24 protein-coding genes are annotated in these 23,047 nt (G+C 40.0%); 8 read left to right on the top strand and 16 right to left on the bottom strand.

What is annotated here, in order from left to right; genetic code table 11:
- Positions 1-6: 6 nt before the first annotated feature.
- Both IEW05_RS07400 and IEW05_RS07395 read right to left on the bottom strand, forming a co-directional pair.
- Complete coding sequence (locus tag IEW05_RS07400; RefSeq protein ID WP_188537264.1) at positions 7-651, bottom strand: bifunctional 4-hydroxy-2-oxoglutarate aldolase/2-dehydro-3-deoxy-phosphogluconate aldolase; 645 nt, start codon at positions 649-651, stop codon at positions 7-9.
- A 12-nt stretch (positions 652-663) separates the two neighbouring features.
- The gene (locus IEW05_RS07395; protein WP_188537262.1) at positions 664-1,617 is read right to left on the bottom strand and encodes a sugar kinase; all 954 of its coding nucleotides are present in this window, start codon (positions 1,615-1,617) and stop codon (positions 664-666) included.
- 289 nt (positions 1,618-1,906) lie between these two features.
- Between IEW05_RS07395 and IEW05_RS07390 the strand changes: the two genes are divergently transcribed.
- Complete coding sequence (locus IEW05_RS07390; RefSeq protein ID WP_188537261.1) at positions 1,907-2,572, top strand: FadR/GntR family transcriptional regulator; 666 nt, start codon at positions 1,907-1,909, stop codon at positions 2,570-2,572.
- A 203-nt stretch (positions 2,573-2,775) separates the two neighbouring features.
- Here the strand turns inward: IEW05_RS07390 and IEW05_RS07385 are convergent, their stop codons facing one another.
- The 9 genes from IEW05_RS07385 to IEW05_RS07345 all read right to left on the bottom strand — a co-directional run bounded on the left by IEW05_RS07385 (position 2,776) and on the right by IEW05_RS07345 (position 10,663).
- A complete protein-coding gene (locus tag IEW05_RS07385) occupies positions 2,776-3,333 on the bottom strand; it encodes a TlpA disulfide reductase family protein (protein WP_188537259.1) in 558 nt (185 codons plus the stop codon).
- Positions 3,334-3,350: 17 nt separating this feature from the next.
- The gene (locus tag IEW05_RS07380) at positions 3,351-4,073 is read right to left on the bottom strand and encodes a cytochrome c biogenesis CcdA family protein (RefSeq protein ID WP_188537257.1); all 723 of its coding nucleotides are present in this window, start codon (positions 4,071-4,073) and stop codon (positions 3,351-3,353) included.
- 1 nt (position 4,074) lies between these two features.
- On the bottom strand, positions 4,075-4,746 hold the full coding sequence (locus IEW05_RS07375) for a hypothetical protein (protein WP_188537255.1): 672 nt from the start codon (positions 4,744-4,746) through the stop codon (positions 4,075-4,077).
- A 91-nt stretch (positions 4,747-4,837) separates the two neighbouring features.
- Positions 4,838-5,929, bottom strand: a complete 1,092-nt coding sequence (locus IEW05_RS07370) for a sensor histidine kinase (RefSeq protein ID WP_188537253.1) — start codon at positions 5,927-5,929, stop codon at positions 4,838-4,840.
- Entirely contained in the window at positions 5,919-6,602 is a 684-nt protein-coding gene (locus IEW05_RS07365; RefSeq protein WP_188537251.1) for a response regulator transcription factor, read from the bottom strand. The genes IEW05_RS07370 and IEW05_RS07365 overlap by 11 nt, the downstream gene beginning before the upstream one ends.
- Before the next feature lie 189 nt (positions 6,603-6,791).
- Entirely contained in the window at positions 6,792-7,544 is a 753-nt protein-coding gene (locus IEW05_RS07360) for an iron ABC transporter ATP-binding protein (protein WP_188537249.1), read from the bottom strand.
- Complete coding sequence (locus IEW05_RS07355; RefSeq protein ID WP_188537246.1) at positions 7,541-8,605, bottom strand: iron chelate uptake ABC transporter family permease subunit; 1,065 nt, start codon at positions 8,603-8,605, stop codon at positions 7,541-7,543. Before IEW05_RS07355 ends, IEW05_RS07360 begins: the two co-directional genes overlap by 4 nt.
- Complete coding sequence (locus IEW05_RS07350; protein WP_188537244.1) at positions 8,602-9,630, bottom strand: ABC transporter permease; 1,029 nt, start codon at positions 9,628-9,630, stop codon at positions 8,602-8,604. The genes IEW05_RS07355 and IEW05_RS07350 overlap by 4 nt, the downstream gene beginning before the upstream one ends.
- Positions 9,631-9,646: 16 nt before the next feature.
- Positions 9,647-10,663 (bottom strand): siderophore ABC transporter substrate-binding protein, encoded by a 1,017-nt coding sequence (locus IEW05_RS07345; protein WP_188537242.1) that lies wholly within the window; start codon positions 10,661-10,663, stop codon positions 9,647-9,649.
- Positions 10,664-10,729: 66 nt separating this feature from the next.
- Between IEW05_RS07345 and IEW05_RS07340 the strand changes: the two genes are divergently transcribed.
- Positions 10,730-11,083, top strand: a complete 354-nt coding sequence (locus tag IEW05_RS07340; protein ID WP_194434099.1) for a hypothetical protein — start codon at positions 10,730-10,732, stop codon at positions 11,081-11,083.
- 330 nt (positions 11,084-11,413) lie between these two features.
- On the opposite strand, the gene IEW05_RS07335 is transcribed toward IEW05_RS07340, so the two are convergent.
- The 3 genes from IEW05_RS07335 to IEW05_RS07325 all read right to left on the bottom strand — a co-directional run bounded on the left by IEW05_RS07335 (position 11,414) and on the right by IEW05_RS07325 (position 14,915).
- Positions 11,414-12,502 (bottom strand): DUF1648 domain-containing protein, encoded by a 1,089-nt coding sequence (locus IEW05_RS07335; protein ID WP_188537238.1) that lies wholly within the window; start codon positions 12,500-12,502, stop codon positions 11,414-11,416.
- 106 nt (positions 12,503-12,608) lie between these two features.
- Positions 12,609-13,256, bottom strand: coding sequence for a hypothetical protein (locus IEW05_RS07330; RefSeq protein ID WP_188537236.1), 648 nt, complete (start codon positions 13,254-13,256; stop codon positions 12,609-12,611).
- Between the two features lie 954 nt (positions 13,257-14,210).
- Positions 14,211-14,915, bottom strand: a complete 705-nt coding sequence (locus IEW05_RS07325) for a demethylmenaquinone methyltransferase (protein ID WP_188537234.1) — start codon at positions 14,913-14,915, stop codon at positions 14,211-14,213.
- 402 nt (positions 14,916-15,317) lie between these two features.
- On the opposite strand from IEW05_RS07325, the gene IEW05_RS07320 reads away from it, so the two are divergent.
- The 3 genes from IEW05_RS07320 to IEW05_RS07310 are packed head-to-tail and all read left to right on the top strand — an operon-like array spanning position 15,318 to position 18,925.
- A complete protein-coding gene (locus tag IEW05_RS07320) occupies positions 15,318-16,061 on the top strand; it encodes a hypothetical protein (RefSeq protein ID WP_188537232.1) in 744 nt (247 codons plus the stop codon).
- A gap of 13 nt (positions 16,062-16,074) precedes the next feature.
- Positions 16,075-17,763 carry a vWA domain-containing protein gene (locus IEW05_RS07315; protein ID WP_188537230.1) on the top strand — a complete coding sequence of 563 codons (1,689 nt, stop codon included), beginning with the start codon at positions 16,075-16,077 and terminating at the stop codon, positions 17,761-17,763.
- 22 nt (positions 17,764-17,785) lie between these two features.
- Positions 17,786-18,925 (top strand): toxic anion resistance protein, encoded by a 1,140-nt coding sequence (locus IEW05_RS07310; protein ID WP_188537228.1) that lies wholly within the window; start codon positions 17,786-17,788, stop codon positions 18,923-18,925.
- An 89-nt stretch (positions 18,926-19,014) separates the two neighbouring features.
- Here IEW05_RS07310 and IEW05_RS07305 read toward each other — a convergent pair whose 3' ends face one another.
- Both IEW05_RS07305 and IEW05_RS07300 read right to left on the bottom strand, forming a co-directional pair.
- Positions 19,015-20,880: a M56 family metallopeptidase gene (locus tag IEW05_RS07305; protein ID WP_194434098.1), complete on the bottom strand. Its 1,866-nt coding sequence runs from the start codon at positions 20,878-20,880 to the stop codon at positions 19,015-19,017.
- Between the two features lie 14 nt (positions 20,881-20,894).
- Positions 20,895-21,269, bottom strand: coding sequence for a BlaI/MecI/CopY family transcriptional regulator (locus IEW05_RS07300; protein WP_188537224.1), 375 nt, complete (start codon positions 21,267-21,269; stop codon positions 20,895-20,897).
- Between the two features lie 363 nt (positions 21,270-21,632).
- Here IEW05_RS07300 and IEW05_RS26050 point away from each other — a divergent pair, with 363 nt between their 5' ends.
- The 3 genes from IEW05_RS26050 to IEW05_RS07285 all read left to right on the top strand — a co-directional run bounded on the left by IEW05_RS26050 (position 21,633) and on the right by IEW05_RS07285 (position 23,016).
- On the top strand, positions 21,633-21,818 hold the full coding sequence (locus tag IEW05_RS26050) for an ATP-binding protein (protein ID WP_188540769.1): 186 nt from the start codon (positions 21,633-21,635) through the stop codon (positions 21,816-21,818).
- A 146-nt stretch (positions 21,819-21,964) separates the two neighbouring features.
- Complete coding sequence (locus IEW05_RS07290) at positions 21,965-22,699, top strand: AzlC family ABC transporter permease (protein ID WP_188540768.1); 735 nt, start codon at positions 21,965-21,967, stop codon at positions 22,697-22,699.
- Positions 22,690-23,016, top strand: a complete 327-nt coding sequence (locus IEW05_RS07285; protein ID WP_188537222.1) for an AzlD domain-containing protein — start codon at positions 22,690-22,692, stop codon at positions 23,014-23,016. Before IEW05_RS07290 ends, IEW05_RS07285 begins: the two co-directional genes overlap by 10 nt.
- The last annotated feature ends 31 nt before the right edge of the window (positions 23,017-23,047 follow it).

Below are 23,047 nucleotides of genomic sequence, written 5' to 3'. Positions count from 1 at the left end.
CTCTCCCTATTCTCTTGCTTTATGAATTTCTTGGATAAATTGTTGCGACCGGGCTGTTATTACATCGTACTGCTTTTCTTCTACCGCCTTCTTATCGATCAGCGATCCTCCAAGACCAACAGCTACTGCCCCAGCTTTAATGAACTTACCTACATTGTCCAATGTTACCCCACCTGTTGGCATCATCGGGATATGTCCCAAAGGTGCTGACAGCTCCTTAATATAGTTAACGCCTAGAGATGACCCGGGGAAAATCTTGAGCATATCGGCGCCATATTGATACCCCTTTACAATCTCCGTAGGAGTCATAACTCCTGGTATCGATATACAGTTAGCTCTAATGGTCACTTTTACGGTTTCCTCATCCAAAATGGGTGAAAAAATAAAATCTGCCCCGGCTTCTATCGCCGTCACCGCAACTTCCGCATTCAGAACTGTGCCCGCACCAACCAGTACACGATCTTGGTATCTATCTTTAAGCAATGTAATCAGTTCTAAAGCTCTATCTGTATCAATCGTAATCTCCAAAGCTTGAACCCCACCGGCTACAAGTGCATCCGCAATGTGTACAGCTTGTTCAAATGGAGGTCTACGTACGACGGCAATGACACCAGAATCCTTTAACTGCTGTAACTTTTCATGTTTCTCCATATTCAACACTCCTTACCGTTGTACATTTTGATAATTCACTTGCCCGGACATCATCAGCGTGAGCTCTTCATCACTTGGAAGTCCCTCTGTATCGCCATTAACCCCGACAACAATTGCCCCGACCGCATTCGCTCTGGACACAGCCATCGCCAGCTCTTCTTGCCGCAATAGTCCACTTATAAACCCGGCAGCAAATCCATCACCAGCCCCGACAGGATCAATCTCTTGAACGGGATAAGAAGGGACACTCCCTTTCTCGGTTAAGGACTGATAATACGCGCCTTCCTTGCCAAGCTTTACAATAACTGCTTTTGCACCCAGCTTGAGCAGTTCTTCGGCAATTCCTTCGGGTTCCGTCTGACCTGTAAGGAATTCACCCTCATCCAAACCAGGTAAAATATAATCGGCCTTACTAGCTAGTTCGAGTAATATCTGTTTAGTATCCGGACGATTCCAAAGCTTCCATCTTATATTGGGGTCAAACACAATGCGCAAATGATTCCGTTTGGCCAAGTCCATCGCATGCCCAATCAATTCTAGACAGCTCTGGCTGAGGGCAGGAGTAATGCCTGTTACATGCAAAATTTTAGCTTGAGCCAAGTAAGATTCATCTAAATCTTCAGGTTTCATCAAGCTTGCGGCGGATTGATTGCGATAATAATAGACCTGTGTTCTCCCGCCTGATTGGCGTTCTTTAAAAAACACAGCTGTGGGAGCCGCATCCGTAAATATACAACGGGAAGTATCCACTCCCTGACCTCTTACACTTTGCATGATGTAACGTCCAAAGGCATCCTGTCCTAACTTACTGAACCAACCTACCGAATGGCCCAATTTGGCTAGTCCAATCGCTACATTAGACTCGGCCCCCGCCATCTGTTTATGGAATTGATGCACATATTCAAGTGGTAAACTCTGATCTCCACTAAACAGGACCATCGATTCACCAAAAGTGACAACCTCCATCCTACATCCTCCTTTGACTCAACAACCAGTTTAGCGTTTAATTTATACCAATTTAAAGATCGTATCTATTTTTGGTTTAATCCTAATAAATCAAAATACAAATGATCTTTTATCGATAAATAAACATATTTTAACTGGATTATTGCTATAATAGATAAATAGATATGATCTTTATGGAGGTATCATAGTATCTTTTTCGGGAGATGTCAACATACTAATACAATTAGCGACGAGCTGAAAGACTATGTTAAAATAGCTTTATTATGAGAAATATCAGGAGACTATGATCATGAAAAAGACCGCATTCTTAACTACAGTAGAGCAACTTAACAAAAAAATTATTGACGGTGAGTGGCCTCCGGGTTCACGCATCCCTACGCTTCAACAAATCTCCAAAGAAATGGAAGTCAGTGTCACCACAATTAGAGAAGCATTGAGAACGCTGGAGAGCCAGGGAAACGTAAGCATTGAACACGGTCGGGGTATGTATGTACGTAATGATCCATTATTGCTTGAGGATCCAACTGCGAATCTCAAAGAGCTCGGAGATATTTCGCTCGTCAAATTGCTGGAGGCAAGATTGTTAATTGAGCCGGTACTTGCTGGATTAAGTGCAGAGCGGGCTACACTAACCCAAGTCAAGCAACTCCGGGAACTGGCGGATGCAATGGTTCATCAGATGGAAGAAGGCGGCCCTTTCCTGGATACAGATCTCTCCTTTCATCGGCTCATTGCCGAATCAGCTCAGCATCCTGTCCTGCTGCGTATGCTGGAATCGATCTATCCACTACTGGCTGAAGGACGTAAGCAGACGAATACCTTACCTCATATGCGTACGAAAGCCTCCAATTTCCACATTCTCATTGCGATTGCTATCGAGGAAAGACATAGTGAACAGGCGAAACAACTGATGCATTTTCATATCAATGACATGCTTGAAGCTTTAAAAAAGTAGCATAGGCATACAAATAACCCGTAAAGATGTCACCTTGTTCAAGGTGTCCAGCTTTACGGTGTCCAGCTTTACGGGCTATAAAGTGTTGAAGAATGTACATCATCACGAATAACACTTTCCCCAGCTTTATTCACGAAAAATATTCGATAGCAATACAAAAGAGAGCTTGGACATGTCAAGCTCCCCTTTTGATGATTTCTCTCCTATTTTGCTCTTGAAAGTAGGTCTTTCATCATCTCATAATTCATGGCGCCTCGCACCTTCTCCCGAATGACTCCATCGGCATCCAATACATAAGTGGTCGGGTAGGCAACGACCTGATAGGTTAACATAAGGTCCCCTTCCTCATCCAATACAATCGGGAATGTAAGTTCATGGTTTTGAACAAACGTGGGGACATCCTCAATCGAATCTTCAGTTGTAGTCATATTCACTCCGAGAATGACCACATCTTCCGATTGATAATGATCATAAATGTTCTGCATATGCGGCATCTCTACCCGGCAGGGAGGACACCATGTAGCCCAAAAATTTAGCAATACTCTTTTTCCCTTATAATCCGATAGCCGTACCTGATTACCCTTCAGATCTTGAAGTGAGAAATCAGGAGCTAATTGTCCTTTCTCAATTCCAATATCATGACTTTCCTCTTCCGAGCTTGCACTTTGCATAGGCTGTTGGGAAGTCTTGCTATAGTATTCATATCCGCCATATAGTACTAATCCAATTATAAAGATAATTGCGATGATGTTTTTTTTCATTTAATTACCCCTGTCTATCAAAAATTAATATCCCAGAAACTATATTTAGCCAACCAAGCACTCAGTCTTTGCAATTGCCCTGTGAACAGGAGAAGTCCCATGCCTATCAACAGAATCCCATTCATCTTCGATAACAAGGGCATCCATTTATTCATTTTTTTTAGCACGTTCAAAGAGTATGTTAACATCCAGGAAATCAGGAGAAATGGAATGCCGAGGCCCAGGGAATAGACAGCTAGCATACCTACACCGCTCCATACCGTTTCTGATGAACCCGCCATGAGTAGAATCGAGGATAATGCCAGTCCAACACACGGGCTCCAACCTGCTCCAAACGCAAATCCAGTGAGCAAAGAACGAACCGCTCCACTGCTTCTCCCACCTTTGGTCCCCCAAGTTTTTCCTGACATTAGAAAAGACAGATTGAGCCATCCGATCATTTGCAAGCCAAAGATAATAATGAATAGGCCGCTTATTCTCTGTACCAACTCTCGTTGCTGAGCAAAAAAATGACCAATGAAACTTGCCGAAGCACCCATGGCGATAAAAATCAAACTAAATCCTAAAATAAAAAATAGGGATTGCGTGAATAATCTCCCTCTATGCACCACAAGTTTGCCGTCTTGCAGCGATGACCCTGTCAAATGTGACAAATAAGCAGGAATCAGTGGAAATATGCAGGGGGATAGAAAGGACAACATCCCGGCAGCAAAAGCTACTATAATCGAAATTTGATTCATATCATGATCCTTTCTCGTTCTTCTCGCGGAATATTGACCATCCCGCCAAACCTGTCGCTGTTGCAATACAAATCATTTGCAGCCTGCTAAATGACAGTAGCCACAACGTACGGTCAGGATGCATAAACTGAAGTAGAACATGTCCAAGCAGAAACCAGATGGCATATCCAGTCCGGTCACCAAACCGTGAGGTTCTCCGCGTCAGGAACAGGATCAACAGAAACAGACCCGACCATAATACGCTTAAGCTATCATATAAAGCAGGTTCATTTCCTGCTATAAACTGCAAGAATGGATAGAGCAACCAACATCCAGTGATGAACCACAGCCCGATATCCATCCATTCATTCGCAGGCAAGTGTAATTTTCTCGAACGATACCAAAGGTAACAAATCGCAATGATACTCGCCAACCACTCTCCACGCTTGCCGCCATCAAAATACAATAAGCTAATGGGAGTCTCTATAAATTCAACGGGAGATAACAATATAAAGCTCCCTTTCCATACAAGCATCCATATCCAGAATGCATTGCCTGCATAAGACATGAAGCGATTTCGTTCTGGATTATGCCGTAGCCGATAATGCAACACGAGCCATCCTATTGCCCCAAAGGTCAGGTACATTACGAGTCGTCCATTTAGTAATAGTGATCCCAGTTGGATATTTCCCATATCCTCCGACCTCCTTTCTCTCTTATCAGCTTGTCAGACTTTTATAAAGATATGATAAAGTAACCTTGATTACTTCAATTCAAATGATCCTTTATGTCTTGTTTGGTTTGAGAGGTATCGTTATTGCAAAAGAATACATGTTCATGTCAGAGGTGAGCTCTACCTGACCTCCAAGCTTTTCCATAATCTCCTTTACTATAGCTAGACCAAGTCCGCTGCCCTTTATCCCTTCTCTACGTTGTCTGGACACATCTGCTTGGTAGAAACGTTCAAAGACCAAATCCTGCTCCTCTTCTGGCAAAGACTCTCCCAAATTGCTTACTGTAAGTCGATAATTATCACGGTCAGCTACTCCTGAAATCCAAATCATATGTCCTGAATTATAAGTAATTGCGTTCTGCATCAGATTGGTTAAGACCTGTCGTAATCCGTCTTCTGAGCTTATTATATCAAGTTGTTCAAGCGAAATATCTAATATTATCTCTTTGTGCTGGAGTTCTAGTTGAAAAGATTGCAAACTACGTGTAATGAACTCATCGATGGGTATCCGGTTGAAAATCATACTGTCAGCTCCCTTGTCCTCCCAAAGGGATAGTTGGTGAAGCTGCTCAACAAGTCTCGTAATATGCTGTGACTCTTCCAACAGGGATAAATACAATTCTCGGTCTCCCTCAATCACATCGTTACTTAACGCTTCCAAATAACCATTCAAATTACTGAGGGGTGTTCTTAAATCATGTGATACATTACTGAACATTACTTTACGATTTTGTTCCGATCGCTGCAGGGTTAGTGTCATCGCATTAAAGCGTTTTGTCAATTCTCCAATCTCATCCTCAGAGTTGACTTCAATAGGTTCAGGATAGGATCCTTCCATTAACTGACGGGTCGAATCTGTCAATTTTCTCAAAGGAGATAGAATCTTCTTGATAAAGAAAAAATGAATGAGTGTAGCAACTGCGATGGCAAGCAGACTTGCCCTAATAAGATAGAACTGCATGGTGCGTTGAAAAAAATCGTTCTTGGCATCACCCACCAGCTGATACTTTTCCACCAACACACATGCAAAATCTTTCACTGACACACCTGCTAACCAGATCACAACGAGCATCACCAACGCATTAACCGCAATCAACTTCCAAGCGACATAATGCTTCCGTATTTGCAATTTCTTAGTTAGCAACAAAGCGATACCCCATTCCACGGACCGTTTGAAAGAAGGTCGGTGCCCGGCAGGATACCTCGATCTTCTCTCTGAGCTTGCCGACGTGGACGTCAACCGTACGGTCAATCACAGATCTCTCATCATTGGGATAGAGCTCATTTAAAATTTGTTCGCGGGACAAGATTTGATTAGGATGCTTCATAAAGAAATGCAGCAATCTAAATTCATGCTGTGTTAACGCAATATCGACCCCTTTATACTTAACCTCTCCGGATAACGTCTTGATCGTTAGACCTCTGTAACTAATCTTGCTGCAACGATTCGCCATCCGTTTGAGTACCGTATTTACCCGTACAACTACTTCTTGAGGGCTAAATGGCTTGATAATATAATCATCCGCACCCATTTGCAGACCTGCGATACGTTCGGATTCCGTAATTTTAGCTGTGAGCATAATAATAGGGATATCGCTTTTCAGTTCATGCCGAATCCACTTACATAATTGTTCGCCACTGAACTTGGGCATCATCAGGTCAGTGATCACGAAACAGGGTTCATCCTGTTGAAATATCACTCTGGCTTCTTCCCCGTTCTGAGCCTCCAATACGCCATATCCTTCTTTTTCCAAATATATCCTTAAGAGCTTTCTTATTTTCATATCGTCCTCGACGATTAAGATATCTTTCTGCATCCCATCTCACCCTTTCTTGAACTAAAGGTACATTATACAAGACTAATTTAAAGAAATGTTAAAGACGGTAAAATTGAAAAACTTAGCAAATAAAAACAAGCCAGAGCGCATGACCATTCACGCTCTGGCTTGTTCTATTTCAGGTAGTTCAATCCGAATGATTTGTTCTAGACTCAGACTGAGTGGAGATTAATAAACCGCTATTGGTCCATAAGGACCCTCGATAATTTCTATTTTCGTTTCAAAAATATCTGTCAAAACTTCTGGGGTCATAACCTCTTCTACTGTTCCAAAAGTGGCAATTTGTCCATCTTTCATGGCACAAATTCGATCAGAATATTTGGCTGCAAAATTGATATCATGCATGACAGTCAGAATTGTTCTTCCAAATTCATTTGCAGCATGCCTCAAATGCTCCATCATTTGAACAGAACGAGCAATATCAAGATTATTCAGAGGCTCATCCAAAAGTACATATTCAGTCTCTTGGCACAAAACCATGGCTACATATGCTCTTTGCCTTTGACCACCAGAAAGCTCATCTAAATATCTATTTTCTAATTCATTCAAACCTAAAAAATCGATATATTTAGAAATAATAGCCTCATCTTCTTTAGTTAATCTTCCCTTTGAATAAGGAAATCGTCCAAATCCAACTAATTGTCTAATCGTAAGCCTCGTTACAAAATGATTTTCTTGTCGCAAAATAGTTAAAATTTTCGCTATGTCTTTGGATTTAGATTCAGAAACATCCATATTTGCGACCTGAATCTGGCCTTCATCCATATCCAAAAGTCTTCCAATCATCAAAAGTGTCGTAGACTTTCCAGCACCATTGGGTCCAATTAAAGATGTAAGACCCGCTTTTGGTATTTCAATATTCAAAGGTCCTATTTTTACCTTATCACTATACAATTTTCTAACATTATCAATCTTTATCATAGGGCCCTCTTCCTTAAAATTACAATTAAAAATATGATTCCACCAAATAATTCAATAATAACTGAAACCACACCTTGAGCATGGAATACATGATACATTAAAAAGTATGCACTCGTTAAGATCAAAAATCCTATAGCAAGAGCCATTGGAAAAATATATCTATGATCATAGGTTGGCGCTGCTTGATAACTCAAAGTTGCAACTAAAAATCCATAGAAAGTAAGGGGTCCAATCAACGCTGTTGAAATTGACATCAAAACAGAAACTAAAATAAGCGTATATATTATACTCGATTGATGTTTAACTCCAAAAGAAGTAGAGACATCCTTTCCAAGTGACAATACATTTAAATTCTTAGAATTAGCAAGAAGTAATAATGCTACAATGATGACCACTGGAATTACTACAGGAAAATATGCAGAATCCGCATTATTGACAGAACCAAACAATCTTGCCTGTAAAATATCAAACTCAGACGGCGCAAGAAGTCTTTTCATAAAAGTTGATACAGATTTCAGCCCCGTTCCAATAATAATTCCAACCAACAGCATAAGCTGCAAATTTCCGTACTTTCCAGAAAGCAACCATCCATAAAGAATCAAACTCATCAAGACCATAACAATAACTTGAATTGCAAATGGGCCAATACCAGTAAAATTGATCAATGCACCAACACCAAAGAAAAATATGGTACTCGTATGAATAGTTGAGTAAAGTGCTTCAAAACCTAAAAGTGAAGGAGTTATGATCTTATTATTCGTAATCGATTGGAAAGCAACGGTCGACAAACTCTGACAAATTGCAGCAATAACCATAGCAACCAGAGCTACTATTCTTCTCTTAACAACCGGGATAAAAGAAGGTGAATCTACCGGAACTGGATTGTTATAAACTAAAAGTCCATAAGAAGAAAGGATGCCCAATATGATCAATGTTATCAGTAAAATCCAATAACGTTTTTCTTCTTTCTTAGAACGAAAAGCTCTAGCTGATCTATTCTCATTATGAAGGCTAGAATCGATTACGACATTTTCATTATTTCTATATTCCAATGCGCTCATCTTAGCCTCCTTGGTTTTCTTTGCCTCAATAAAATAGCAATAAATACGACTGCCCCCACTGTTCCGAGTATTAGAGAAACAGGCACTTCAAAAGGCATTATAATGGTTCGAGAAATGATATCACAAACCGTTATCGTACCCATTCCTATCACACATACCCAAGGCAAATTACTTCTAAGATCATCGCCTCTAAACATGGAAACAATATTCGGGACAATTAATCCTAAAAAAGGTAAGTTTCCGATAACAGCAGCAACAATTCCAACTGCAACAGATATAAGACCCGTACCTACAAGAACGATCCTATTGTAATTTACTCCAAGACTTGTCGCAACATCTTCCCCTAGTCCAGCTAAAGTCAGTCTATTAGCAACAATAAAAATAAGAAAAGTAACGATAACAATAAGCCATAAATATTCATATCTTCCAACTTGAACTGCCGCAAAAGAACCTACAAACCAAGATTCAATATTTTGCGTCATTTGAAAAAGGAGTCCAATAAAAGTGGAAACTGCAGAAATGACTGCTCCAAGCATCAGTCCAATAATCGGAACAATTAAAGACGAACGAAGTTTAACTCTTCTCAAAAATAAAAAGAAAATCATCGTTCCTACAAAAGAAAAAACAATTGCACCCGTCATTCTTAAAACTAACGTTGGTGCAGGAAATAATAAGTAAACAAATAGAAGGCCCAAACCCGCCCATTCAATGGTTCCTGTTGTGGTAGGTTCAACTAAACGATTCTGTGTAATAAGTTGCATGACAAGTCCTGCCATGGACATGGCAGCTCCAGTAAGCATTAACGCAGCTGTTCTTGGAACACGAGTGATGAAGAACATTTCCATTCCATCTGCTTGTCCACGTATATCATATACTCCAGTAAATAGGGATATCATGCCTAAAATAATAACAACTATAATTGCTAATATAAAAGGTTTTGTCCATATCTTATTGTGGTTATAAAGCTGGGGTTGAGAATTTCTCTCAACCCCGGAATTATTTTGTATTGTCTTTTTCTGCACCATATTAGACTCCTTAAGACTACTTAGCTAAAGTACTTGTGAGGTTCTTAAATATCTCAATAAAAGTTTGGATTGATTCATTTGTGTAAGTGTCATTAGGTGCATAAGCAATCTGCCCTTTAGAAACAGCAGTAACATTTTTAAGTGCAGGTGAATTTTCAATAACATCCTTAGCAGGAACGGCATCCGTTGTAGAAGATACTGCAGCATCACGATCTAGTACGAAAAGCCAATCTGGATTGCTTTGTGCAATAGCTTCAACAGAAATTTCATCACCTTTATGATCTGAAGTAGCATTTTCAATTTCTAAAGCTGGTTTCCATCCAAAGATGTCAAACATAGGTCCCCATACACGTCCAAAATGAGGAGCTGAATAGCCAATATTCCCACCAGAAACTTCAACACCCATAACTGTATCCGATCCATTATAGGCAGACTTAGCTTCTTCAACAGCTTTATCAAAATCAGCTACCAATTGTTTAGCTTCTTCATTTTTATCAAAAATTTGTCCCAAAACGACAGTAGAATCCTTAAGTCCATTTACTAAGTTTTCCCCAGGTGTATCAGCTTCCTCAGAGACATCAAAATTAAGATCAATAACAGCTGCATTTGGCACTAATTTTTTGATTTCTTCATAATACTTAGCAAATCTTTGACCGATAATTACAAGTTCAGGATCTGCAGCAGCTATAACTTCAAGATTTGGTTCACGGTGATTTCCAATATTTTGAACAGAATCATCACTTACATATGGTGAATCCGCAGGCATTACATCCTTTGGAGCAGCAGCCAATTTAATTCCCCAATCAGATAAAGTTTCAAAAGTTCTACTATCCAAAGAAATGACATTCTTTGGGTTTACAGGAACAGTAACAGTTCCATGAAGATCAGTGATTTCAACCGTTGAAGCTACAGTAGAATCATTTTCTTTCCCATTAGTTCCAGCTTTACCGTTTTCATTACTTGAATTTGAGCAAGCTGCCAACATCACAGCAAAAATGGCTAAAAAGACAACAGTTAATTTAAATTTCTTCATTTCCGATACTCTCCCCTTATGTAACTTTATAGACAAACAGATTATTGAATTGATGAATTAATATCTATGGATGTTTTTATGCGTGATTTAATAATAGATATTTTTATTTCACTAGTGCACAGCGACAATACAAAAAACATCAATGATAATGATTATCAATTTCAAAACCCAATTTCAAGTATACTAAATTTTAATGATGTGTCAACTATTCTTTTAAACTTAGTTATCTGGAAAAAAGCGGTAGGGCGGCATTTTGCCTCTAGGGTAACCGTGGCGATTCGAGAGATTCGGAAGGGAAAGGAAGAAATAGCCGAGCTTACGGAGCCGGGTTCTCGTGCGTTCCCTCCTGCGCTCAGGACCATTTTGGGGACTAAATATGTAACTTCGCTTCGAATGATAGAGAGAAACCGAAAAAATTAGTATTAAAATACGTACGGAAAACCAAGATTATATTTACTGTGCAGATAATATTAATTCTCAAACTCTCCCACCATTGATATGCTCACCGCAGAAAAGAATTTTACCATTCAGAGATACCCCATAATCAGGCCGCATTCGAATATTGTTCTTATACGTCAAACAAAAAACTCCTGCTTAAAAGCAAGAGCTTCTATAGAAATTGATTCACGCGAACATCTCATCAATGACAGGTACGTGCTTGTCTAATGTGAATGGCGTCTAATTTGGAAGCGAAAATATTTTTTTGTTGAAAGCTAGAATACTCCGGTGAGTATTAACCTCCAAGCCTTGTTACCGCACCACAACTAACAGTACAATAATTCCGAGACAAATCAGCCAGATTACTGAGTGACCGAAATTTAATCCCCAGCCGACTCCGAACCTTTTCTCGACGATTAGGTTTGGATCATTGCGATTGAAATAAATCATACCTAATAGCCATTTATCATCATCATGGACAGGTCTGACATTGGAGCGATCGGCAGATCGCTCCAAGCGGCTTCCGCCCTGACCAGCCCAGAACGATAAGGCGAAGGCGTATAGGATGATAGAGGCTATTATGATTAGGATAATGGGGATAGCGAAATTGATGTTAAGCAGAGATATCATGTTTAGTTGCACGACGGAAAACAGGATAACTATTAAGAAGCTTGCTGTAATCATAAAATATGACCAAGTACGGCGGAATGTTACATCTTGTCTGATGGAACGGTTAGGATCAGTGGGTTGAACCTGCTGCTTCACTCTGCGAATACTCCAATTCTCAAATATGAACAAAAGTGTTATGAACACTTGCATTATCGTAGGCATAAACACAGAACTATAAGATTTAGCTGCATAGCGGTCTACGTTCCAACTGCTGTTGAAATGGATCGGAATCTGATCAGGAATCAGATCGTAGTTGCGTAGCACAGTTACAATACTAACAACAATAAATAAAACATGAATGAGGAACCAATTATTAGACAAGCCAATGTCTCTTTTCCTAAATCCAGTGTCCACTGCCATGATCGATGATTCCGGAGCAATAGGCAGCATAGGTAGTAAACTTTTCATTTTGAAATGATAGCTAATGTTTATGACTAGGGAGATTACGACCATGGCGAGTGAATAAGTGACAATGATCCAACTTTGTTGCTTGGAATGTTCATCACCGTATATTAGGCAGATGATACAAACAATGAATAGGATGGTATGCAAGGTAGCACTGATCCTAGCATATGACTTCCGCATCTGACGCAGAGGCTCACTGTGGAATTGTACAGCGCTGACGGTGACCCCAAAACTAATCGTCTCCCTTGTTAAATAAGGCATGCTTACCATGAGTACAATGGTAGGTACAAATACAAAGATCATTACTATAACAGGCATTATCGTCATATCATTCGCCTCCTCTTATACATAAGTGTCACGAGCTAAGTAATAGGTTGAATCCGCACCTCAATTTTATTGCACAGACTTATGTAAATCCGTATGATGTAATTGCTTATAAGATAAATATAATTACGATCATAATATATGAATATCGGATATTCTTTTTTAACAATATGTATACAATGCCATATAAAATGGACATGAAGAAAGCATAAACACCTGTTAGACTTCCTTGGAGAAAAATGTGTATGAGTCCCCATGTGAGCGCAAGAAAAATCCCTCCATAAGGTAGACTGCCTCTTTTTATGAGCGTTTCACCGAATTTTTGTCCAAAAGCAATCGTTAGCAGAATCAAGGCAGCTTCAAACAAGTAGTAAATATTTTGAAAAATGTATTTAACGATACCATTGTATTCTTGAACTGGCTTAAAGCCACCCCATACAAAAGTGGTAACTGTAATTGCTATAACAGAAATCACAACCGCAAGTAACCATCCCTTGGAGTCTGGCATTTCGTTTAGCTTCATAATATCAAAGGAGTATTTTTTCTTTGAAAGCCTTATCAAAAACAGTGCCATACTCCCCCACAAAATGCATGTAAGAACCCAGTGTATACATTGATGGATGAGAGTATATTCAGAACTTCCAACACCGAATATAAAAGGCAAAAGCATTGACAGTACAACTTCAAGACCGAATCCTGCAAAAGCATACAAACCTAATGCAAGATAATCGCTTGCTCCAACTTTCTTTTCGCCCATAAGCTGAACCCTCCGTCAAACATAAATTTTCCATTATTTGTATAACACTCTTGAGTTAGTCGATAAAAGTATTTTTCTTCCGTTGTAGAAAGTTCGACACCAGCTTTTTTCGCTCCTCCTTTTCTTTCCCCATTTCTTTACTAAATCTATTAGAATTAAACTTACTATGAAATGGAAGAATACTACAATTAAATTCTATACTTTCCGAACAAAAAATGCTCCCACCAATTCCATTGGCAGAAGCATCTATATTAATTGATTTACACGAGTTATTATGGAATTTCGCACCTTTTCAACTTAATGAATTATGCATTATTTTACATTAGATCAAGGGCGACTAACTTTTTCATTCGTTTTGAAACAATATTAATTTCCCTTGTTCTTAATGTTCATGCATCAGGTTATGTCTTGAATGTAAAAATAGATTTGCCCATTTTAGTTCTAAACTCTTACGGAAATTATTCCAAAAAACGCCAGTACTCCTCTTTTTATTATTCGACAGAATTCTCTACTCCCCCTTCCAAAGAAACTAAATGTTTTGCTTTCTATTAATTCCTCTACTCCAAACGTGTTAATATTTTGCCGCCTTCCAAATAGAATGTTGAGCATTTTTGATGACACATCATCGAATATGTAAACTGTAAAATTTTAGAGGAGTAATTCATGAAGAAATGTGAATATGTAATCCAAGAAGGTAATCAGCCATCCGGCAATGTGTTCTGCATTCTCATGAGCATGTGGCCGAGATAGACATACCTCTCCCCAAAGTGCATCATTCTATGCAAGACAGTCAGAAATCTTAACAAAATAAAGACAAGCCGGAGTACATGATCAATCCATGCTCCGGCTTGCTCTATTTCAGGTTATTTTGAATGAAATCCCATTCCGACTTGCTTAATGGTCGGAATCATTTGGCTGTTCGTTACTTCCCTGGCGCTGCTAGTTATTCTCCATCTACTTCATAGCCATATGCATTGCTGCGACGCCGCCACTATAGCTTCTTACATCAACTTTGGAAAATCCCGCTTCTAAGAACATTTCTTTTAGTACTTTTTTATTTGGGAAATGACGAGTTGATTCTTGTAGCCATGAATATTCATCATAACTTTTGGCAATGAACTTACCAAGCAAGGGCATGATATAGCGAAAATAAAAAAGTGAAAGTTGTCTATAAACAATTAATGTGGGTTCGGATGTTTCTAAACAAACTACTTTTCCGTCTGGTTTTGTTACTCGATGCATTTCCCGTAAAACGGTTAAATAATCCGGTACATTTCTTAAACCAAAACCAATGGTAACATAATCAAATGAATGATCTTCAAAAGGGAGCTCCATGGCATTTCCTTGGATAAATGTAAGCTGCTTTAAAGCTTGTTGCTGTTGCTTATCTTGTGCAATTTTGAGCATGTTGTTACTAAAATCTAAACCGATTACTTCACCATGCGTTCCAATAACATCTGCTAAAGCAATCGCCCAATCCCCAGTTCCAGTACATACGTCAAGAGCCTTGCTTCCTTCTTTAACATTCATCTGTTTCATGACATCTAGGCGCCATGCGATATGTCTCTTGAAAGTGATGATCGAGTTCATTGAATCATATTGATTCGATATCTTTTCAAAAACTTGATGAACCCTTTCCGTCTTTGTTTGTTCAGACATATAATCCCCACTTCCATCCAATAAAATATAGAACTGTCGTCCGTCGTCTACTAGTTTAAAATACAAATATACCATAATTTTCAGACACATATACGGATAATTAGGTATTTTTCACAAGTTAACTAAGGCTGCTAAATGAATGACTACACCCGCCAAGAACATAACCAGCAGTATTTGGTGCACCCTTTTCTTCAGATTAAAAAGGATGACTGTATCACTACCATGTTTTTCAATTACACCCATTGCTCATTTCTATTGATCGTAAATTATTCTCCCCCCCCTTTCCCTTTCAAATCCCCCCAAGCCTTGTTCACCTTTGACCGCATAAATATTGCGCTAAATCTATATATTGGAAGTGGACTATATTATCGGTTTGCGCGATACGTGGTGGAGGTGTCTATTTTGAATAGCTCGAGAAGTATCAAACTGTTGGGCCTTATTGCTGGGATTGTGCTAGTGAACGTTGTAGTCCTGTCACCAGGGTTATTAGGTGTGGAAATTGGCGGAGCAAATGTCCTTGAGACAGCTAGTGGCGTAACTTTACTAATCATTAGTCTGCTCGTTGTACTATATGGAAGTTATTTTTTACTCTTAAAACCTCCGGCTGTACCACCTGTCAAAGACATCAAAACTCATGAGGATTATATAGAAGCACTTTCCCATTACCGAAATGTAAAGGTACTAAAAAAGGACGTTGCCCTTGCCATAGACCAGTTGGAACGAATCCAGAAGAAAAAAGAAACTTTACTTGATGTCCTGTCTCAAAGATTTGAACCTACAGAATTGAGCTTCAAAAAATTTATGTCCGTCATCTCTGAGGTCGAAAAACTCTTTTATCTCAGTGTCCGAGGGATTCTGAATAAGTTAAGTGTGTTTGATGCGTCAGAGTTCGCAACCTTCGCCAGTGGTCAAAGATCAACGCAGTTGTCTAACAAACTGATACAAGAAAAAACGGTTTTGTACAATGAGTACTTATCCAGCGTATCTGGATATCTGGGTGCGAATGAAGAAATTCTGCTGAAGCTAGACAAATTGTTATTGGAAATCTCTCTATTAGGGAGTACGGATTATAAGGATGTTGAAGATATGCCCTGCATGAAGGAAATTGATGCTCTGATCAACCAGACCAAATTCTACAAGCAATGAAAGGAAGATGTGTATGGCAAGCAAGGGTAAAGCGTTTGTGGTGTTAATTGTGATTGCGGTGGTCGTGTTCGGGCTTGTGTATTTTGGCATCAACTTAACCTCTAACCTAGGCAAGAGCAAAACGGAGATCACTACAGAAGACGCTGCTAAACAACTAAATAAACTCTACAAAAATATTTCCGTAACTACAGCTGAACAAATCAAAGGTCAGATCGACTTAGATCCAGTTGCTGTCGGTGATTCATTGCCCGATATCTCGAAGTTCCCAATCTCTGTAACCAATACGACGGATCATTTTGTAGAGATTTTCTCTTCTACCGAGAAATCAGGAACCGGTATTGATGGATGGTTAAATGAAGTCGCTACAGATTTCAACAAGGCTAATATTGAAGTGAATGGGAGTCCTGTTTCAGTCAAAATCCGCAATATTCCTTCGGGTACAGCTACTGATTACATCAGATCTGGAAAATATGTGCCTGATGCATTTACACCTTCAAATGAACTATGGGGTGAGATGGTCAAAGCACAAGGCATCCATACGGAGCTTATATCGAAACGACTTGTCGGTAACGTAGCTGGTGTGGTTACGAATAAAACGAAATACGATCAGTTGGTAGAAAAATACGGCTCATTGAACGTCAAGACGATCACCGATGCTATTGCGGATAACGAACTAGCTATGGGATATACAGATCCTTTTGCTAGTTCCACAGGTTTGAACTTCCTGGTAGCTGCTCTAAGTACCTTTGATAGCTCGGATTTACTAAGTCAACAAGCGGTTCAAGGGTTTGAGAAATTCCAAGCCAATGTCCCTTTCCTTGCTTCCACTACGATACAAATGCGTGATGCTGCTAAGACCGGGATGCTGGATGCTTTTGTCTTAGAGTATCAAACCTATGTCAATGCGTCAGATCTAAAGAGTGGCTATGTGTTCACGCCTTTTGGGGTAAGACATGATAGTCCTCTCTATGCTATAGGGGATGTACCACAAGATAAGTTAGACATTATTCAGAAGTTTGCAGACTTTGTTGAAGGAGCTAAATATCAGGATTTGGCTAAGGAAAAAGGGTTCAATGGACTTGATGATTACCATTCAGAACTTGCGGCAGTTGATGGCAACCTCCTATCCTCAGCTCAGAAGTTATGGAAGGAGAAGAAAAACGGAAGTAAACCGATCACTGCGGTATTTGTTGCAGATGTATCTGGGAGTATGAACGGAGAACCGCTCAATCAACTGAAGAAATCCTTACTAACCGGTCAAAAATTCCTAGGTAGGGACAATAGCATTGGTTTTGTCTCCTACTCGAATACCGTTACAATCAATCTTCCTATCGGGAAGTACGATACCAATCAGCAATCGATGTTTGTTGGATCGATCAACAGCCTGCAAGCTGACGGAGGTACAGCAACATTTGATGGTATCGTCGTCGCCATGAAAATGCTTCAAGATGAGTTAGCTCTTCATCCGGATAGCAGACCGATGATTTTTGTGCTAAGTGATGGCGAAACAAATGAAGGGCATTCCCTTAATGAGATCAGAGGATTAATTGAGACCTACAAAATCCCGATATACACGATTGGTTATAACGCGAATATCAAGGCGCTTGAAAGTATCTCAAGTATTAACGAAGCCGCCAATATCAATGCGGATACAGATGATGTGGTGTACAAAATAAGCAATTTGCTTAATGTTCAAATGTAAATAATTTTTAGGGGGCGTAACAATGTCTTTTTCTATGGAAGTAGTAAGTCCGGAGAAGCTTAAGTCGGTTATTGAGGAGCAGGTTAAACCAGAGCCTGAAGAGGTTAAGCAGCTAAAGGAGTTAGCAGCAAACAACGTCGGGGCGATCCTGGAGTTAGATATTGAGTCTTTAGAGAAACGTCAGGCTGTATTACAATCCATCGACAGCTTTGGCATGAATTCTATGAAGTCGTCTTCAGAGAAAAATTCGCTCTTGCAAGTATCTGTGGGCAATTTATCCAAAACCGGCGATGAGGGCGGCCAAGTAGCCAAGGGTTTGACGGAGTTACAATTGCAGTTGAAAGATTTGGACCCGAGTGTCGTGGATTTTGCCAAGAGTGGATTCCTGGGTAAATTCTTTAATCCATTACGTGCTTACTTTGCCAAGTACCAAAAAGCGGATGCAGTCATTTCGGACATTATCATTTCCTTAGATAAGGGTAAGTCCGTATTAAAAAATGATAATACAACGCTAGAGTTTGAACAGCAGGCACTACGGGACCTCACCAAAAAACTACAAAAAGAAATCCAGCTTGGTATGCTGATGGACGAGGAAATCGAGACTCAGATCGAAGCTGCTAAATTACGTAATGAGTCTGAAGATAAAATCAAGTTCATTACAGAAGAAGTATTGTTTCCATTGCGTCAGCGGGTCATGGATCTACAACAAATGTTGGTCGTTAATCAACAGGGAATCATGGCGATTGAGGTTGTCATAAGAAATAATAAAGAACTGATCCGAGGGGTAGACCGTGCAAGAAACGTTACTGTCTCCGCCCTCAAAATTTCAGTTACCGTAGCCAGTGCCCTTTACAATCAAAGAATTGTCCTGAAAAAGATTGAGCTTCTCAATCAAACCACAGACAGTCTAATTAGCGGCACGTCTAAAATGTTAAAAGACCAAGGAGCAGCAATCCATAAACAATCTCTTGAGACGAGTATCTCTGTAGATACTTTGAAACAGGCCTTCACCGACGTTCTTTCGGCTTTAGATTCCATTAGCACTTATAAGCAAGAAGCCCTTCCGAAGATGCGTGAAACGATTAATCAGTTTAGAGAGCTGGCGGATAACGGGGAGCAGCATATTCAAAGGCTGGAGAAGGGGCAGAAGTTGGGGTTGTAGGGTCGGAGAGATTTATAAGAATAAGCCCCTCTCATCTCGAGCGGGGCTTTCGATAATTATCAAGTTACTATCCGACTCTTGTATTCCACTTAGTTATATCGATTCAAAATCTCATCCGCTTCCTTCTGCGTCATATTTCCTTGTTTCACTTGTTGCTCGCAGTAGGGTTTTACCTTCGCTAGAAGCTCTTCCTTCGTGTCATATGGACCAAAAGAGGTTGCTTCACCGTTATCTAGTGTGATATCTACGCTATAGCTAGTGCCAGTAGAAATTTTACCTGGATCAAAGGATAACACAACATCATCTCGACCATCCACGGTCTTCGAGACTTGTGTCCCCGCTTTAATATCCGCGAGAATTTGTTCATACGTAGCGATTGCATCATCCACACGTTTCTGTGTCCATGTGAACCAGCCATCCTTAGAGTTCCATGCTCTCGCTCCAATTACTTTCTGAAGTTCTATCTTTTCATTATCCAGCCATGCTTTGTACCCATCATAGGTCCACCATTCGACATCAGGAGTTGGATACTTAGCATCATACTCAGCTTGTGTCAGCCACGTCTTTCCTTCGTCGGAGGAGTATTGTATTGAACCGTTCTCTTCTCGGGACAAGAGCGTTGTCATCTCAATTGCCTGAGACGAATCTAGTGAACCAACATTACTCTGAACACTTTGCAGTTCCTTCGTTCTCGCATCGAATTCCACTTGAGTTGCAGGAACTAATCCACTTAACTTCCCTTCTATATATTCCGCTTCCAAATCTACTTCACCAGTGAGCTCAGAGAAACCTAGTTGGGCAATTTCATCAAAAAACTGACGAACCGTTTTTCCATAATAGGTGCTTCTCCCCGACGCTTTATCATAGATCAAGCCGAATTTATCATATGGAGCTAATACCTTTGCCATTTCAGACCTTTGCTCTTGTTCACTGAGAGGTGGGTTCATACTACCTGTTCCTTCATATGCATAGGCTGAATCCGAATCTTGTTTCAATCCAGATGAACTCGTTGCGAAGACAGTCGTTGCACCAACAATCAATGCAAAGGCCAGAACCGTGGCTGCTACAGACGTTTTTCTCATTTTCATAATCGCAACAATCCTTTCTTCAATCGCATGTTTTGAAAAATGGTTACTCAAAGGGGTTATCCTATTCTTTCGTTCTTCCATCGTGATCAGCGACATGGCGTAGGCTCTTTTCGTCGTTTCACCAAAGGATCGCACGACCGTTTCATCGCAAGAAAGCTCCATGTCACGATTCGCAAGCATGTACATAACCCATACTAACGGATTGAACCAATGGATACAGAGAACAGCCGTTAACAACAGTTTAGAAATCTGGTCGAATCGTCGAATATGTATAAGCTCATGCTCTAGGATGTATTGCAGCTGTACGACATGATCCCAATCTGTGTTCTTCGGCAATAGTATGACTGGTTTCTGAATTCCGTAGGTTAGGGGTGAATTGATTCTGTCCGATTGGCGTATCTGTATCGAACGAGTCAACTTGTGTTCGGCTAGCCATTTCAAAGCGACTGGGTGATGAACAGGTACAGAAGTTTGAAATTCTCTTCGACATTTCACATATGTGATCGTAAAGAACAAGGTACAGACAACTACACCAACAATCCAGATGACTACAATGGGCGAAATAGTTCCAGTTGTGATTGGGTCACTGATTGGTTGTACCTCTGACGTCGAACCTGCTAACCTCATTGGTAAGGCTAGTTGAGGCGTTATGGGTAATGAGGGTTGATTGACGCTTGGTAATCTCTCAGAACTGAAACGATCGATCCAGGTATAGATGCTAAATGGTGACGGCAAGTTAAAAGGAAGCAGTAATCTGCATACGACAATTCCCCAGAACACCATGAAGGTCTTCTTGGGAAGTCTATGGATGAACAATGCCCTAATGACAACAACTGCCAAGATCATCACTGCTGCCGAGGAACTCATATTCAAAAAGGTGCTCATAAGTCATCATTTAATTCTTCATTGTTTACGATCTGTTTGAGCTTCTCAATCTGCCCAGTAGATAATTTCTTTCGTCCTAATAATGAGGCAAACAGTTTATCAACAGAACCATCGAACACCTTGTCAACCAACTCATCTGTCTCCATTTCTTGTACCTGTACCTTTGCAATCAGCGCATGACACACAAAGTTAGGCTCACGGCGCTCTATTGCACCTTTTCCAATACACTTTTTGATCACAGTATAGGTCGTGTTCATATTCCAACCAATTTCTTCCTTCAAAGTATCAGAAATCTGTTTGGCGGTGATATCACCTGTCTTCCATAAGACTTCCATAACCTTAAGTTCAGAATCGAAAAGCTTAATGGCCATGATGATCAGCTCCTTACACTATTGCAATAGTTTGAGTTGCACCTTCATACTACTACGATAGTTTGATGATGTCAACACTACTGAAGTAGTTTGGAATCCCCCTCCGTTCACATAACAAATAACTATTCAATAGATAAAAAAAAGGATACTTCTCAGTTTTGAGAGAAGTTCCCTTTTTATTTCACGAAGATTATATCTCATGATGAGGATATCCAAGCTTGGATTGATGCTCCCCTAATCGAACGAGCGCTGCGAAACCTACTCGACAACGCGATCCGTTACGGATCAGAGGGCAATTATCTTGAGATTGGCCATCTTGAGATTGACCTTATGAAAAAGGATGATACCCTATTCATGTAGGTTATTGATAAAGAACGCGGCATTCCCTTACAGGATCAAGAACATGTTTTTGAACGGTTCTACCGTGTCGATACCAGCAGAAAAGGCGAAGGACTGGGCATTGGACTTTCCATTGTCAAAGAAAACATAGCTTTCCATGGTGGATCAATTACCTTGACGAGTGTCCCTTTTGAAAAAACAATGTTTTAAACTGTTACTTCCTCTGCCCTCGTAGCATGATCTTATGGTACAATTTGTTATTCAATTTGCCTCCGGAATACTCTTTTACTTAAAATTTCGTATGTTATAATAAACAAACCTTTGGAAGATTGCGAGAGTGAAAGGAAGATCAACTTATAGTGCAAGAGAATATTCAACTACATAAACAAGATGTTAATATACGTGAGGATAGTTTTTTACAAGGTGTAAAAGATTGCATTCCAACATTGTTGGGTTACTTAAGTATTGGATTTGCTGCGGGTGTTGTAGGAAATACATCTGGCTTAAGCATTATTGAAATCACACTCATGTCATTACTTATCTATGCTGGTTCTGCCCAATTTATCGTTTCTGGAATGATCGCATCTCATGGATCACCGGCTTCAATTATTCTCACCGTTTTTATCGTAAATCTTCGGCATCTTTTACTTAGCGCAGCCTTATCACCGTATTTCAGTCGTCTAGCTCCGGTTAAAACTTTGCTAATAGGTTCTTTACTTACAGACGAGACATTTGGGGTCGCGATTAATAAGACGGCGGACAAAGATTATATCAGTGAAAAATGGATGCACGGTCTAAATATAACAGCTTATCTAAATTGGATTGTAGCCACTTTAGCTGGAGCATTTTTGGGTCAGTGGATTACAAATCCCGAAAAGTTTGGTTTGGATTTTGCATTACCTGCCATGTTTATCGGGCTTCTTGTTATCCAGTTCGTTAGTCGAGGGAAAATCGCTAAAGATTTAGTTGTGGCAATAAGTGCTGTAGTTATTGTTTTGGGGACAAGTTTTTTCTTATCTGGAAGTATAGCAATTATTGTTGCTACTGTTATTGCTGCTACATTAGGAATGGTGGTTGAAAAATGGAAATAAGATGGCATATTCTCTTAATAATTATAGGTGCATCAATTGTGACCCTAATCCCAAGAGTGGTTCCACTCATGGTACTCAGTCGTATAAATATACCTGATTGGGCACTGCGATGGTTAAGTTATGTTCCAGTCGCAGTAATGGCAGCCTTGGTGGGAGAAGAGTTATTGTTGGTAGATGGGAGATTTTCCCCCTTTCAAAATCATATCGAGTTAATCGCAGCGGCACCAACATTTTTGACCGCAATTCTAACTCGTAGCTTATTAGGAACAGTATTGGTAGGCATTGTATCCGTGATGCTATTGCGCATGTTTTTATAATAGAAACGCTAAAAATGTAACAACGGCAGCT

It is taken from the genome of Paenibacillus segetis, from assembly GCF_014639155.1.
Lineage (GTDB): Bacteria > Bacillota > Bacilli > Paenibacillales > Paenibacillaceae > Fontibacillus > Fontibacillus segetis.
This window is presented reverse-complemented; position numbering and strand designations above follow the sequence as displayed.